Raw genomic sequence first — 14,686 nt, forward strand, 5'->3', positions numbered from 1 at the left:
GGCAGGCCTTCCGGCCGACGCGCGTGCGCGCCGCCCTGCTGGCCNCAGGCGGCCGGCGCGTAGAGGCCGGCGACCGCGGCGGCGCTCTCGGCGCCCGCGGCGTCCCGCGCCGCGGCGTCGGTGATGAGCGCCGTGAGGTGGGCCTCGTAGGCGGCCTGGTCGTGGGCGACCCGGGCCGTGGCGTCGAGCCCCGGATGGTTGATCGCCACGATCTCCGCCGCCGCGGGGGCCTCGAAGCGCGTGACCAGCGGCAGCCCGTAGGCGGCGGCCTCCAGCATCGAGGTCGACGACACGAACGGGTAGGAATCGACGTAGATGTCGGCCGCCTCGAAGAAGACCCGCGGGTCCGACAGCTCGGCATGGGCCGCGATGCGCCCGCCGGTGGCGGCCCGGGCCCGCTCCCAGTCGGCCCGCTCGCCGGGGCCGACCACGATGAGCCGGGCCTGGGGATGCGCCGCGAGGAGGTCGACGTGGCGGTCCGCGTAGGTGACCGGCCCGACGTTGCGGTACTTCGCCCCGCGGGCCACCGAGACCAGGAGGACGCTGTCCTCCGGGACGCCCAGGGCCTGCTTGGCCGCGCTGCGCGCGCGCTGGCGCTCGGGCAGGGTGATGAGGGTCGGCAGCAGGAGGCTGCGGGCCGGATCGACGCCGCGCCGCGCGACCGCCAGCCGGCGCGCGGCCTCGCGCAGGTTGATGACCGCGTGGCTGATCCGCGTCCCGATCCAGAACAGGTGGTCGGCGTGGTTGAGGAGCAGGACCGGCGGGCTCTTCGCCGGATCCGCGAAGGCGATCAGCGGGACCACGTCCTCGCAATGGATGTGCAGGACGACGACGTCGTAGCCGCGCGCGATCTGCCGCAGCTCCCGGGCCCAGGCGAGCTTGTCGCCCTTGTGGTGGTTCAGGTGGTGGATCCCGCCGCCGCTCTCGCGCACGGCGGCGATGATCCGCCCGTCGACCGGGCCGCGATGCTGGGTCAGGGCGACGCCGTTGACCCGGTCGCGGTCGGCGCCGATCCAGAGCGCGAGCATCTTGGTGAGGCCGCCGACCGGGGCGAGCTGCGTGCAGACGTGGAGGACGCGCCGGTACGGAGCCCCGTCGGCCCGCGCGCCGTCCGGGCCGCCGCCGTCGAGGGTCCGGCCGATCCCGGTCATCAACCGTTCGAGGCGCGGGCTCGCGAACACGCCGCAGTGCCGGTGCGCCGCCAGGGTCGCCGCGATGGCGGTCTCGACGGCCGCGCCGGCCTGATCGCCGGCCGCCGCGAGACGCTCCGCGTGCCGCACCCGGGCATCGAAGGCCGCGAAGTTCGACCGGATCCGCCCGGCGCGGGACGCCGTCCCGCCCGCGGTTTCCCCATCGCCGTCACGGACGGGTTCAAACGCGCCTCTGACCATCACGCCCTCCGGGCCTCAGCGCTGCGACGCGGCGCCGTTCGTTGTCCAGGTCCCCGCCTCGTGGAACACGCCGAAGACGTCCGGCGCGAAGACGGGGTGCTCGATGTGGAAGCGGCCGCCGATCTTGGCCGCGAGGAGCCGCTCGAAGTCGCGCTGCCGGACCACCATCGAGACCGTGTAGGTGTCGGCGGTCAGGGTCAGCGGCGGCGTCAGCAGCTCCACCTCGCCCTCGCCCGCGAGGGCGGTCAGGCCGGCGCCGTCCGCCTGGGTGCTGAAATTGCAGCAGAGCAGCTCGTCGGACCGGGTGATCGAGAACAGGACGTGCGGGTCGGCGATCGGCTCGGCGGCGCTGTAGCGGGCCCGGATCCGCATCCGCTCGCCGTGGCGGAACAGCGTCCGCGGCGCGCCGGATTCGTCGGTGATCGCTACGTCGCTGATCTTGACCGGCAGGTCGCCGGTGTCGGGGCGGAACCACGCGGTGTCGGCGAGATAGCTGTCCCGCTCGTAGTGGGTCAGGCCCTCGTCGGTGGGGCCGTCATAGGCGACGCGGCCGCCCTTGATGTAGATCACGCGCTCGCACATGGTCTTGATGCTGAACATGTTGTGCGAGACCAGCAGGATCGTCGAACCCTTGCCCTGGAGGCGCCGGGCGAAGTCCATGCACTTGCGCTGGAAGGTGTAGTCGCCCACCGCCAGCACCTCGTCGAGGAGCAGGATGTCGGGCTCGAGATGCGCGGCGACCGAGAAGGCCAGCCGGACATACATGCCGCTGGAATAGCGCTTCACCGGCATGTCGATGAAGTCGCCGATCTCCGAGAACGCGACGATCGCGTCGAACTTCGCGGCGATCTCCCGACGGTCCATCCCGAGGATCGAGCCGTAGAGGAAGATGTTCTCGCGGCCGGTCAGCTCCCGGTGGAAACCGGTGCCGACCTCGAGCAGGGCCCCGACCCGGCCCTCGAGGCGGATCCGGCCGGTGGTCGGCGCGGCGATCCGCGACAGGAGCTTGAGGAGCGTGCTCTTGCCGGCGCCGTTGAGGCCGATGATGCCGACATTCTCGCCGTGCCGGATGCCGAAGCTGACCTCCTTCAGCGCCCAGAAGCTCTCCTGCGACGGGCGCGCCGCGGAGCGGCGGGTCACCAGGCCGCGGACGCCCTCGCTGAGCGCGTCGCGCAGCGAGTTCTGGTGCGCGGCGCGCGGGGCACGCCAGTACTGCTTGCCGATATCCTGAACGCTGATTGCCATCGACATCAGATTACATCCGCGAAGGAGCGCTCCATGCGCTGGAAGAAGATCAGTCCGCTGATGAGCAGGGCGAAGGCGGCCGTGACCGAGACGGCGACCGCGAAGGCGTCGGGCGGCGTGCCGCCCAGGATGGCGAACCGGAACGCCTCGATCAGGCCGACCATCGGGTTGAGCGCGTAGACCCAGCGCACCGAGGCCGGCACGATGCTCGACGCGTAGACGATCGGCGAGGCGTACATCCAGATCTGGATCACGAACGGCAGCGTGTGCTTGATGTCCCGGAAGCGGACGTTGATCGGCCCGAGCCAGAGGCTCACGCCGAGGGCGAGCATCGCCGTGACGATCAGGGTCGGGACGGCGAGCACGAGGTGCCAGTCCGGCACCGCCCCGTACCAGGCCATCAGGGCCAGCAGCACGCCGAGCGCGATGGCGAAGTCGACCATCGGCGAGATCACCGTCGCCAGCGGGATGACCAGCCGCGGGAAGTAGATCTTCCGGATCAGCTCGGCCTCCGCCACGAGGCCGTTGGCGCTGCGCCGCACCGCCTCGGAGAAGTACGTCCACAGGACGACCGCGCTGCCGGCGAAGAGTGCGTAGGGGGCGCCGTCGGTGGGGATCTTGGCGAAGTGGCCGAAGATCACCGTGAAGATCAGGACGGTGAAGAGCGGCTGCGCGATCGCCCAGGAGGCGCCCATGGCGGTCTGCCGGTAGAGCACCTTCAGGTCCCGCAGGATCAGGACGCGCAGCAGGTCGCGGTACTGCCAGAGGCCCGCGGCGTCGAAGGCGACGATCCGGTCGTCGGGCGCGATCTCGGTCACCCGCAGCGTCGACGGGTCGGTCCGCTGTTCGGTCGGCCCGCGTTCCGACGTGCCGAGGGCCAGCGCATCCAGAGATTTCATCATTCGAGGCGGTCCCGCATGACGCTCTGAGCCCGTGGTCGAGCTCGTGGGACCCGGTGCGAATCGGAAGTGGAGCCGCCCGGTCGTCCCGCCGGAACGGGCTATCATCGCGGTGCGGCGGTTCGAATTACACCTTTCGTCGTATCGGCCCGGCCGACTGAAGTGGTGGTTGTGATCAACAACCGTAATCGTAGCCAATCACGACAAATGAGACCTCGGGGGCGCGCCGCGCGCGGCGTCCGTCCCCGTCCGGGACGACCGGCTCTGATCGGCCGGCGACCGGGTTCGGGTTTCGGGAGAACCGCCATGCAGGACCCCGTGAGCGCCGCCGGCGCTCCGCTCGTGACGATCGCCATGCCGGCCCTGAACGAGGCCGCGCACATCGCCGACGCCATCGCGTCGGTGCTGCCCGAACGGGACGCCATCGCCTGCGAGCTGCTGGTGCTGGACGGCGGCAGCCGCGACGACACGTGCGCGATCGTCGCCGCCCTCAGCGCCCGGGACCCGCGCATCCGGCTCGTCCACAACGAGCGCCGGATCCAGGCGGCGGCCATCAACCTCGCCGCGCGGCTGGCGCATCCCGCCTCCGCCTACCTCGTCCGCGCCGATTGTCACGCCGTCTATCCGGAGGGGTTCGTGCAGAACCTCGTCCGCACGATGCGCCTGCGCGAGGCCGTCTCGGTGGTCGTGCCGCTCCGGACCGTCGGGGTCACGCCGCTGCAGCGGGCGATCGCGGCCGCGCAGAACAGCCGCCTCGGCAACGGCGGCTCGGCCCACCGGCAGGGTGGCATCTCGGGCTACGTCGCCCACGGCCACCACGCGGCCTTCGACCGGCGCGAGTTCCTGCGGGTCGGCGGCTACGACGAGACCTTCACCCACAACGAGGATGCCGAACTCGACCGGCGGCTCTGCGCCGCGGGCGGGCGGATCTACCTCGCCGCCGAGCTCGCCATCACGTACTTCCCGCGGGCCTGCCTCCGCAGCCTCGCCCGGCAGTACCTGCACTACGGCCGCGGCTGCGCGCGGACCCTCGAGAAGCACGCCAGCCTGCCGCGCCCCCGCCAGATCCTGCCGGCCCTGGTCCTGCTCTACGCCGTCGCGGCCCTGCCGCTGGCGGCCCTGATGCCCGCCCTGCTGATCCCGCTGCTGCTCTATGCCGGCGGCTGCGTCCTGAGCGGCCTCGCCCTGGCGCTGAAGGCGCGGGAGCCCGTCCTGGTCATGAGCGGCCCGGCGGCCGTGACCATGCACTTGTCCTGGGCCGTGGGGTTCCTGTCCTATCCGGGCTACCGGCGGACGCTGCTCCGGGCGGCCCTGCGCCGGAAGCGCCGCCTGCTCGGCCTCCCGCCGGGATCCGACGCGGCGCGCGTCAACTGACCGGCCGAGGCCCCGTCGGCCGCGCCCCGCCCCGTGCGGAGCGCGGCCGGGGCATGTCAGAAGCCCGACGCTCTCTCGCATCCGTCGCCCCTTAGTCCTTCGGGGCGGTGGTCTCGCGCCGCCAAGGCGATTATCGACACGCGCAACGATCCGGCCGCGTCAGGGCCCGGAGACCGGCCGCGCGCCCCGCGCGGCAGCCCAGGAGAGTTGTGACCGTGCCCGACAGTACCCCGCGTCCCGTGATGCTCGTGATCCTCGACGGCTGGGGTCTGCGGGACGCGGTGGCCGACAACGCCGTCCACCAGGCCAGGACCCCGGTCTTCGACGCGCTGATGCGGGAGCGCCCCCGGGCGCGGCTGAAGACCTTCGGTGCCGATGTCGGCCTGCCCGAGGGGCAGATGGGCAATTCCGAGGTGGGCCACCTCAATATCGGGGCGGGCCGCGTCGTCCTGCAGGACCTGCCGCGGATCGACGCCGCGGTCGCCGACGGCTCCCTCGCCCGGAACCCGGCCCTGATCCGGTTCATCGAGGCGCTGCGCGCGTCGGGGGGGACCTGTCACCTCGTCGGCCTGCTGTCGCCCGGCGGCGTCCACGCGCACCAGGACCACGCCGTGGCGCTGGCGCGCGCGCTGACGGCGGCCGGCATCCCGGTCCGGCTCCACGGCTTCACCGACGGGCGCGACATGCCGCCCCGCTCCGCCGCCACCTGCATCGCCGACGTCGCGGCCGCCCTCCCGAAGGGCGCCCGCATCGCCACCCTGTGCGGCCGCTATTTCGGGATGGACCGCGACCGGCGCTGGGAGCGCGTCCAGACGGCCTACGAGGCCCTCACGGAGGCGCGCGGGACCCGGTTCGAGCGGGCCGGGCAGGCGGTCGCCGCTTCCTACGCGCAGGACGTGTCCGACGAGTTCATGCGGCCCGCGATCATCGGCGACTATGCCGGCATGCGGGACGGCGACGGCATCCTGAGCTTCAACTTCCGCGCCGACCGGACCCGGCAGATCCTGGAGGCGCTGCTCGACCCGGCCTTCGCGGGCTTCGAGCGCGCGCGCACGGTCCGCTTCGCCGCCGCCCTGGGGATCGTCCAGTACAGCGTCGAGATCGACGCCTTCGCCGAGACCCTGTTCGGGGCCCTCGACCTGCCCAACGGCCTCGGCGAGACCGTGGCCCGGGCCGGGCGCGCGCAGCTGCGCATGGCCGAGACCGAGAAGTACCCGCACGTCACCTACTTCATGAACGGCGGCCGCGAGGAGCCCTTCGCGGGGCAGGACGCGATCCTCGTGCCCTCGCCGAAGGTCGCGACCTACGACCTGCAGCCGGAGATGTCGGCGCCCGAACTCACCGACCGCGCCGTGGAGGCGATCGGCTCCGGGCGCTACGACCTCATCATCCTGAACTTCGCCAATCCCGACATGGTCGGCCACACCGGCAGCCTCGCGGCCGCCGTGACGGCGGTGGAGACCGTCGACACCTGCCTCGGCCGCGTCGTCGAGGCGGTGACGGCCCAGGGCGGGGCGCTGCTGGTGACCGCCGACCACGGCAATTGCGAGATGATGCGCGATCCCGAGACCGGCGAGCCGCACACCGCCCACACCCTCAACCCGGTGCCCGCCGCGCTCGTCGGCGTCGACGGCGTGACCCTGGCCGACGGACGGCTGGCCGACGTCGCGCCGACGCTCCTCGACCTGATGGGGCTGGACCAGCCGGCCGAGATGACCGGCAGGTCGCTGATCCGCCCGCGGGGCCAGGGCTGAGGGGCGGGGCCGGCGGCACGCCGCCTGCAATCCCCGGGCTGTCATGCGCGCCGTCCCTGCGTTACCTCCCGCCGCGGGGCCGGTCCGTCCCAGCGTGGTGCGAGGTCGTGGTGCGTCTGACCGGTTCTAGGACATGATCGCCCGGCACAGCCTGATCTACGTCGGCTCCCGGGGCTTCGCGGCCGCCCTGAACATGGCCTCCGTGGCGGTGTTCACGCGGCTCGCGCCGGTGGAGAGCTACGGCACCTACCTGTACGTCCTGTCCTGGGCACTCGTGCTCTACGGGGCGACCTGCCAGTGGCCGAAATTCGCGTTCTTCGCCCTCTACGACGAGGCGCGCGAGCCCGCGCAGGTCGGCACCGTGGTGCGGATCCTGGGCGGCACGCTGCTGCTCGCCGGCCTCGGCAGCGCGCTCGCCGCCGCCCTCGGGCTCATGCCGGCGCGCATGGCGGCCGCGATCCTGGCGCTGGCCTTCGGGACCACCCTGTTCGAGGGCTCCACCGAGATCGCCCGGACCCGCCTGCGGGCCGCGGCGGTGGCGGCCTCGGTGATGAGCCGCGCCGTCCTGATCCTGGCCCTCGGCAGCCTGGCCCTGCACCTCTCGCAGGATCCCCTCCATCTCGCCTTCGCGGTGGCGGCGGCGAACGCCCTGGCCTCGCTCCCCGCCGCCGCCACGATCGCCCCGATGATGCCCGGCCGCGGCAGCCGGGCGGAGGCCCTGCGGCTGTTCGCCTACGGCTGGCCGCTGGTGCTGTCCTTCGGGACGGCCGCGCTCGCCCAGAGCCTCGACCGGCTGATCATCGCCAAGACCGTGGGGCCGGCGGGGCTCGGCGCCTACGGGGCCCTGGCCGACTTCCTGAAGCAGAGCTTCATCGTGTTCGGGGAGGCGATCGCCCTGTCGCTGATCTCGATCGCCAAGCGCGAGGCGCGGGTCGGCGGGATGGCGGCTGCCTCCGGGGTGCTGAGCGACGCCGCCCGGGCCATGACGCTGATCGCGGCCTTCGGCGCGGTGTTCTTCCTGTGCTTCGACGATCTGGTCGTGGCGGTGCTGCTCGGCCCCGACTACCGGGCCGAGGCGCGCGAACTCGCCCCGGTGCTGATCCTGGCGAGCATCCTGATGATGTTCCGCGCCTACTATTTCGGGCAGGTGATCTACTTCGCCCGCTCCAGCGGCCTGGAGGCGGCCGCCGCCTTCGCGACCCTCGCCGCCGTCGCGGCGCTGTCGCTCCTGCTGATCCCGCGCCTCGGCGCCGCCGGGGCGGCCCTCGCCTTCGCGGGCGGCCAGAGCGCGGCCTGCCTCGTGCTGGTGCTCGTTCCTGCGCGCCGTCCTGGCCGATCTCGGCGCGGGACTCGACGCCGGTCGCGGCGCTGCGGACGGCGTGCGGATCGCGCGCCTGCGCCGGGGCGACCGGCTCCTGGCCTCGCTGATCCTGCCGGTCACCGGCCGGGAGGCCTGGGTGCTGAAGATCGCCAACGACGAGACGCGGCCGGAGACCGCGCCGGGGGTCCAGCTCGTGCACCGGCTGACCGAGGCCGTGGCCGCGGGCGACTGGCCGGTCGACCGGATCGATTCCTGCGCGCCGCCGGACTTCGCCCTCGGCACCACCTTCTGGACGGCGCGCCGGCCGATCGCCCATCTGCTGGTGGAGGCGGGCCGCGACCCGCTCTTCCCGGTGGCCCGGACCCTGGAGCGGGCCCGGGACAGCGTCGCCCGGGCGCGTCTCACCATCCGAAGCGGGCGATCTGCTCCAGCCGCGCCCGCGTCGCCGCCGCGTCGCGGCCCATGACGGCGATCCGCCCGGACAGATCGTAGCAGGTCGCGCAGAACGGCAGCTGCATCAGCGCGTACCCGTCGTCGCGCGCCCGGGCGACGGAGGCGATGAGGCAGGGAAGGACCGGCTCGTCCGGCGGCCCGGCGAGGCAGTCGGCCCGCGGGCTGCCGAAGGCCGGGCGGTTCGGCCAGGTCAGCAGGAGCGCGGTGCCGCCCCGGCGATCCGGGGCCGGCGGCAGGGTGTAGCTGCGCAGGAACAGCGCGCAGGCGGCGAGGACGAGGATCGGCAGGATCAGGGCTGTGCGCATCGGCGGGCTCCGGACGCCTCAATCCCCGACGTCGAAGCGCGTCCGATAGAACACCTCGCGGCCGGCGCCGTCGATGACCCGGACGGCCTCGGCCGGCTCGCCCGAGCGCTGCGGCACCCGCGCGCGGGCGAACAGCCGCAGGGCCCGCTCCTGCGCGCTCTCCAGGCTGCCGACACGCACGGAGATCCGCGTCTGGATCTCGTCCGGCTCCGGGCCGAGGACTTCGATGTGGAAGGTCTCGCGCAAGGGCATCCGCCTGATCGAGGGGCATCCGGGTGCCGGACCGCGTGGTCCGGGCGCGGGCGCCATAGCACGATCCGACTTCCGGCGCCGCGGTCGCCGGCCGCCCTCGATCAGCACGGTCCGCGGACGCTTCGGAAGGCGACCCGGGGACGCGCCGGAGCCCTTCCGGTCAACCCGGCCCCGGAATGCGCACCGGCCGCCCCCTGGGCCGCGCGTCGGGCGTGGTCTGCCGGGATGCCAGACGGAACTCCGTCGGCGTCAGGCCATGGCGCTCCTTGAAGCGGCGGGCGAAGTGGGCCTGGCTGGCGAATCCGCTTTCGTAGGCCAGCGTGCCGATCGACAGGTGGGCGCAGCTCGGGTCGGCCAGACGCCGGGCCGCGACCTCCAGGCGGCGCTCCCAGATGTAGTCGGAGATGTGCCGGCCGCGCTCGTGGAACAGCTCCTGCAACCGCCGCAGCGACACGCCGACCGCGGCGGCGAGCCGGGGCGGGTCGAGCATCGCGTCACCCAAGTGAGCCTCGATGTAGGCCTTGGCGCGCTGGACCGCGACGGCGCCGTGGGTGGAGCGCGGCACATCCTGCGCGAGCCGCTCCGCGAGGCTCGCCACGATCAGGTCGATCCCGATGGAGGCCATGCGCGCGGCCGCGTCGGGGGTGAGCCGGTCACCCACCCGGACAAGGTCTCGGAGATAGCTGCTCGCCAGGGTCGTGGAAGCGAGATCCGCGCCGATTGTGAGGCCACTGAACAGCCGGGACGGGCCGAGAACGTTCTCCAGGCGCTCGCGCGGCAGATCGACCACGAGCGAACTGCTCGCCTCCGTCATGCAGACGGCCGGGCGCGCATCGAGGACGACGAGATCGCCGGGCCGGGTCCTCGCCTCTTGATCGCCTTGCTGAAAGCTGCCGTTCCCGGAAAGCCTCAGAATGGCACAGACCCGATTGTGCCGACCGTTCCGCCGGACCATGTCGGCTGTCGCTTCCGTCCGCAGGCTCGTGTGAGCGAGGCGCGAGATCGGCACGCCGCCGATGTCGGTGACCTCAAGCTTGCCCCGGAAGTGGCCGGCGTCATCGGTCTGCAACGCTGCGAGTGCCACGCGTTCGCAAACCATCTCCCGCCAACGCCGGAACGCGGCCCCGGGATGGACGTCGTCGGTCGAGAAAAATGTCTGCATTCCTGTGTCGGGGCGGAAGCCAAGGTTCAAAAACAGTTCCTGTAATGTGGTTTGCCATAATATACGAATCGATGGCGGTCAATGTTGCCGAATAATGGATTGAAATACAAACAGATTTGCGAAACTGAAGCAAATTATGATCGCATATATCGGTACGATACAACTTATATCGCATCGATTATTAAAATTGATGTTCGAGATATTTCATTTCGTATGCCGGGTTAGCTCTCGCGCTGGACGTGCGGAAGCGATCATGTCGCTGTCTCACCGTGACCAGTCGGTCGGCTCGCGAGTTCGTGGAGCCCACGGAGCCCGGATCCGCGAGATCCGCGGAACGGAGCGCCGCGCTGGCGGACATCCGAGGCCGGCCCGGGACGGTCCCGGCACGCCGGTCGCCCGTCCTCCGGGCGCGCGCGCGTTGGGGAGAGCCGCAATCCCCCGTCTTGGAGCGGGGACCGGATGGCTGTCTCGGCACCAAGTCCAATTGCGCCCGGGCCGCCTGCGGCTCTATCAGGCCTCACGCATCGGGAGGCATCACCGGAGGAGCCCCTTGGATCCGCTCAAGGCCGCCGCAGCGACCCTGCTCTGCCTCGCCCTGTTCTGGCTGGCCTTCCGGCTGACCCGGCGGCTGGTCGATCTCGCGATCGCGGGCGGCTACGCCGAGGAGCGCCGGCGGCTCGCCGAGGAGGCCGCTCAGGCCGAGGCGGGCGCCGTCCCGCAGGCCTCCGCCATCCGCGCGATCCCCGCGAGCTTGGACTCGAACAGGGACCAGTCATCCGCCGCGGCGATCGGCGCCCACAACGCCTCCACCTCGTCGATCAGGAGCGTGCAGGGCGCCTCCGCGAAGTAGGGGTGGTCGAGCCGCGCCCCCGGGGCGGGCGCGAGCGGCTCCGCTCGCCCGGCGCGTAGCCGAGGCGGAAGGCGCGCTGCGTCTCGTCCCGCAATCCGCGCCGCTCGAGATAGGCGCGGGCCTCGCTGCCCTGGCCCGACCGCAGGCGCTCCTCGAACCAGCGCGCGGCCATCTCCATGACCTCGATCGCGCCGGCCCGCCTCTNCATCCGCGCGATCCCCGCGAGCTTGGACTCGAACAGGGACCAGTCATCCGCCGCGGCGATCGGCGCCCACAACGCCTCCACCTCGTCGATCAGGAGCGTGCAGGGCGCCTCCGCGAAGTAGGGGTGGTCGAGCCGCGCCCCCGGGGCGGGCGCGAGCGGCTCCAGCGCGGCCCGCACCGGCGCGAAGGCCTCGGACCGGTACTGCGCGGCGGCCGGCCCGGCCTCCGCCCGCCCGGCGCTGGCGAGGCCGCCGTACCAGTCGAAGAAGAACCGCTCGAAGGGCGCCCGCGTCTCGGCCAGGAACCGCCAGACAGCCGAGACCAGCCGGTCGGTCTCCGGTCGCGGCGCGGCTTCGAGGCCGAGCCGGCGGAACAGGGCCTCGGCGAACGCCTCCTGCAGGGCCGGGCCGAAGCCCGAGAGGGCGGATTCGAGGCGTGCCTGGGGCGCCAGCACCAGCAGGCAGTCGGCGAGCCGGGCGAGGTTCCAGAACAGCGCCTCCGGCTGGCGGCCGAAGCTGTAGAGCCCGCTCTCGTCGAAGTAGGCGGCCGTGAAGTCCGGGTCGAAATGCGGCAGGAAGCGCCAGGGCCCGTAGTCGAAGCTCTCGCCGGTGACGTTGATGTTGTCGCTGTTGAGCACCCCGTGGACGAAGCCGGCCGCCGCCCACTGCGCCCCCATCCGGGCGACCCGGGCGACCACGTCCTCCAGGAAGGCGACGGCGCGGTCCTCCACGCCGTCGCGCCAGAGTTCCGGCCGGTGGGTCGCGATCGTGTGGTCGAGGAGCCGGGCGATGTTGTCGGGCTCGCCGAGCGCCAGGAAGCGCTGGAAGCTGCCGATGCGGATATGGCCGTGGGACAGGCGCACCAGCACCGAGGCGCGCGCCGGCGAGGGCTCGTCGCCGCGCACGAGCTCTTCGCCGGTCTCGATCAGGCTGAAGCTCTTCGAGGTGTAGACGCCCTGCGCCTCCAGGAGCGCGGTGGCCAGCACCTCGCGCACGCCGCCCTTGAGGGTCAGCCGCCCGTCGGCGCCGCGCGACCAGGGCGTCGTGCCGCTGCCCTTGGTGCCGAGGTCGAGCAGGCGCCCGTCCAGGCGGTCGTGCAGCTGCGCGAACAGGAAGCCGCGCCCGTCGCCGAGCTCCGGATTGTAGGAGCGGAACTGATGGCCGTGGTAGCGCAGGGCCAGCGGCCTCTCGAAGCTGCCCGGAAGGGGCTCGAACCGGCCGAAATGGGCGATCCACGCGGGCTCGGACAGGCCGTCCAGGCCGACCCGCTCCGCCCAGGCCCGGTTGCGGTAGCGCAGGATCGTCCGCGGGAACCGCGCCGGCGTCACCGGATCGAAGAAGGCGGGTCCGAGATCGGCGTGGCGCCGGGACGGCGTGAAGGCGGTGTCGTCCATGCGGCGGCGCGTCTCGCGGGGTGGGGGTGAGTCCCGGTGTACCAAGCGAGCCGGACGCGATCCGTTGCCGATCCCGTCCTTGCGAGCGCGGCGAAACAACCCAGTGCGGCGGGACATCGGCCGAGCGCGGCGCCGCCTTGATTGCTTCGCTCCGCTCTCAGAGACGGTGGCCGACCCGAGAGGCCTCACGTCCTAGATGCGTGGTCGGGCCGTCCCGGACACCTGCCGCAGGGCCTCGCCGGCGATCATCGCGGCCGCGACCGCGACGTTGAGCGAGCGCAGGCCCGGCCGGATCGGCACCACGATCCGCGCGTCGGCCACCGCGTGCACCGCCTCCGGCACGCCGGCGGATTCGCGCCCGACCATCAGGCAATCGTCCGGGTGGAAGGCGAAGTCCGTGTAGGGCACGGCGCCCGCCGTGGTGGCGAGGACGAGCCGGATCCCGGCCTCGGCCCGCCACGCCGCGAAGGCCGCGAAGGAGCGGTGCCGGGTGATCGCCACGTGGTCGAGGTAGTCGAGGCCCGAGCGGCGCAGGTGGCGGTCCGAGACGTCGAACCCCGCGGGCTCGACGATCTCCACCGCCAGCCCGAGGCACGCGGCCATGCGCAGCATCGTGCCGGTGTTCTGGGGAATGTCGGGCTGGTAGAGGGCGAGGCGGAGCATGGTGCCGGCCTTGTGCGGGGCGCAAGGCCCCGCCGTCAAAGGCTCCCGGCGCCGACGCGCAGCCGGCAAAGCGCCCGGCCGGCCCCGATCGCCGCCGAGGCCGCGCGGAACTTAAGCCCCGCCAGAACCTTGAGGCGGCGCCACCCCCCTGTGCGGCCCCCCTCTGAAAGACCTGCTCCGATGCGCTCCCCGCTCCTCGCCTCGGCCCTCCTGCTGGCCGGCCTCGCCACCGCCTCGGCGCAGACCGACGGCGCCAGATCGGACGGCGGCGCGGCCGTGACCCCGGTGCCGGCCGCACCCGCCACCATGGCCGACAACCTGCGCCCGACCTTCGTGGCCCAGACGCCCGACGACATGGTCGCCAGCAAGCTGATCGGTTCCAGCGTCGTCAACGGCGCCAACGAGACCATCGGGCAGATCGCCGATTTCGTCCTCGATCAGAAGGGCGCCGTGAAGGCCTGGATCATCGGGGTCGGCGGCTTCCTGGGCATCGGCTCGAAATACGTGGCGGTCGACCCGTCCGTGCTCAAGCTCGACCGCACCGACGGCAAGACCCTCCAGGCGCGGATCGACACGACCAAGGACCAGCTCCGGGCGGCGCCGGAATACGTCTATCTCGGCAAGGAGCCGCCGAAGGGCGCCGCCCCGGCGAGCCCCGCGGGGGAGCCGGCCTCCAAGCCGTAGCGGTCGCCCCGACACGATCTCGGGCCGGACCAAGAACGCCNGGCGCGGCGCCGGGCCGCCGGCGGCACCGCGCCGGCTTGCCTCCGCGCGCCGATCTGTGCTGTGCCGGCCTCCCCCGGAGGTCGGAACCCGTCCCATGCGCCGCGCCCTCGTCCCGCTGCTCGCCTTCTGCCTCGGCCTCATCGGCCTCACCGGGGCGGCGGTGTTCGCGTTCCTGCCCGACCGGGCGCCGGTGGGCGTGCCGAGCGTCGGCGGCCCGTTCACGCTGGTGAACCAGGACGGGCGCACGGTCACCGAGCGCGACTTCGCCGGCGCGACGCACCTCGTGTTCTTCGGCTTCACCCACTGCCCGGACGTCTGCCCGACCACGCTGCAGCAGATCTCCGACGTGCTCGCCGCCCTGGGCCCGAAGGGCAAGGCCATGCGGGTCGCCTTCGTGACGGTGGATCCCGAGCGGGACGATCCGGCGAGCCTCAAGACCTACCTGTCGAGCTTCGACCCGCGCATCACCGGCCTCACCGGCACCCCCGAGCAGGTCACCGCCACCGAGAAGGCGTACCGGGCCTACGCCCGCAAGGTACCGGCCAAGGACGGCGACTACACGATGGAGCACACCGCGCTCGTCTACGTCATGGACGCGCAGAACCGCTTCCTCGGCGCCCTGGACCTGACCCGGCCGGCCGACGAGGTCGCCGCGCAGCTCGCCAAGAAGATCTGACCGCGGGCCGTTCCGGCC

The 14,686-nt window shown here is 72.6% G+C and carries 12 protein-coding genes and 2 pseudogenes; 5 read left to right on the forward strand and 9 right to left on the reverse strand.

Going from position 1 to position 14,686, the window contains the following annotated elements:
* Window positions 1-176: 176 nt before the first annotated feature.
* The 3 genes and pseudogenes from MMR14E_RS05745 to MMR14E_RS05755 all read right to left on the reverse strand — a co-directional run.
* Window positions 177-1,391: pseudogene (locus MMR14E_RS05745) on the reverse strand (glycosyltransferase); the annotation flags it as partial.
* Between the two features lie 15 nt (window positions 1,392-1,406).
* The gene (locus MMR14E_RS05750) at window positions 1,407-2,642 is read right to left on the reverse strand and encodes an ABC transporter ATP-binding protein (RefSeq protein WP_331313234.1); all 1,236 of its coding nucleotides are present in this window, start codon (window positions 2,640-2,642) and stop codon (window positions 1,407-1,409) included.
* Window positions 2,642-3,538, reverse strand: coding sequence for an ABC transporter permease (locus MMR14E_RS05755; protein ID WP_331313235.1), 897 nt, complete (start codon window positions 3,536-3,538; stop codon window positions 2,642-2,644). The genes MMR14E_RS05750 and MMR14E_RS05755 overlap by 1 nt, the downstream gene beginning before the upstream one ends.
* Before the next feature lie 303 nt (window positions 3,539-3,841).
* Between MMR14E_RS05755 and MMR14E_RS05760 the strand changes: the two genes are divergently transcribed.
* From MMR14E_RS05760 to MMR14E_RS05770, 3 genes are all read left to right on the forward strand, one after another.
* Window positions 3,842-4,909, forward strand: coding sequence for a glycosyltransferase family 2 protein (locus tag MMR14E_RS05760; RefSeq protein WP_331313236.1), 1,068 nt, complete (start codon window positions 3,842-3,844; stop codon window positions 4,907-4,909).
* Window positions 4,910-5,151: 242 nt separating this feature from the next.
* Window positions 5,152-6,663, forward strand: coding sequence for a 2,3-bisphosphoglycerate-independent phosphoglycerate mutase (gene gpmI, locus MMR14E_RS05765; protein WP_331313255.1), 1,512 nt, complete (start codon window positions 5,152-5,154; stop codon window positions 6,661-6,663).
* A 1,328-nt stretch (window positions 6,664-7,991) separates the two neighbouring features.
* Window positions 7,992-8,450 carry a GNAT family N-acetyltransferase gene (locus MMR14E_RS05770; protein WP_331313256.1) on the forward strand — a complete coding sequence of 153 codons (459 nt, stop codon included), beginning with the start codon at window positions 7,992-7,994 and terminating at the stop codon, window positions 8,448-8,450.
* Here the strand turns inward: MMR14E_RS05770 and MMR14E_RS05775 are convergent.
* From MMR14E_RS05775 to MMR14E_RS05800, 6 genes and pseudogenes are all read right to left on the reverse strand, one after another.
* Window positions 8,386-8,742: a hypothetical protein gene (locus tag MMR14E_RS05775; RefSeq protein ID WP_331313237.1), complete on the reverse strand. Its 357-nt coding sequence runs from the start codon at window positions 8,740-8,742 to the stop codon at window positions 8,386-8,388. The two genes, MMR14E_RS05770 and MMR14E_RS05775, sit on opposite strands and share 65 nt — an antisense overlap.
* Window positions 8,743-8,760: 18 nt before the next feature.
* A complete protein-coding gene (locus MMR14E_RS05780) occupies window positions 8,761-8,988 on the reverse strand; it encodes a hypothetical protein (RefSeq protein ID WP_012321546.1) in 228 nt (75 codons plus the stop codon).
* Between the two features lie 166 nt (window positions 8,989-9,154).
* Window positions 9,155-10,156 (reverse strand): helix-turn-helix domain-containing protein, encoded by a 1,002-nt coding sequence (locus MMR14E_RS05785; RefSeq protein ID WP_331313238.1) that lies wholly within the window; start codon window positions 10,154-10,156, stop codon window positions 9,155-9,157.
* A 693-nt stretch (window positions 10,157-10,849) separates the two neighbouring features.
* Window positions 10,850-11,041 (reverse strand): annotated as a pseudogene (locus tag MMR14E_RS05790) (selenoprotein O); the annotation flags it as partial.
* The gene (locus MMR14E_RS05795; protein ID WP_331313239.1) at window positions 10,975-12,603 is read right to left on the reverse strand and encodes a protein adenylyltransferase SelO; all 1,629 of its coding nucleotides are present in this window, start codon (window positions 12,601-12,603) and stop codon (window positions 10,975-10,977) included. The pseudogene MMR14E_RS05790 and the gene MMR14E_RS05795, both read right to left, overlap by 67 nt.
* Before the next feature lie 192 nt (window positions 12,604-12,795).
* Window positions 12,796-13,266 (reverse strand): tRNA (cytidine(34)-2'-O)-methyltransferase, encoded by a 471-nt coding sequence (locus MMR14E_RS05800; RefSeq protein WP_331313240.1) that lies wholly within the window; start codon window positions 13,264-13,266, stop codon window positions 12,796-12,798.
* 180 nt (window positions 13,267-13,446) lie between these two features.
* On the opposite strand from MMR14E_RS05800, the gene MMR14E_RS05805 reads away from it, so the two are divergent.
* The gene (locus MMR14E_RS05805; protein ID WP_331313241.1) at window positions 13,447-13,950 is read left to right on the forward strand and encodes a PRC-barrel domain-containing protein; all 504 of its coding nucleotides are present in this window, start codon (window positions 13,447-13,449) and stop codon (window positions 13,948-13,950) included.
* Window positions 13,951-14,086: 136 nt separating this feature from the next.
* Window positions 14,087-14,668: an SCO family protein gene (locus MMR14E_RS05810; protein WP_331313242.1), complete on the forward strand. Its 582-nt coding sequence runs from the start codon at window positions 14,087-14,089 to the stop codon at window positions 14,666-14,668.
* Window positions 14,669-14,686 lie beyond the last annotated feature (18 nt).

The organism is Methylobacterium mesophilicum (assembly GCF_036441335.1).
Taxonomy (GTDB): domain Bacteria; phylum Pseudomonadota; class Alphaproteobacteria; order Rhizobiales; family Beijerinckiaceae; genus Methylobacterium; species Methylobacterium mesophilicum_B.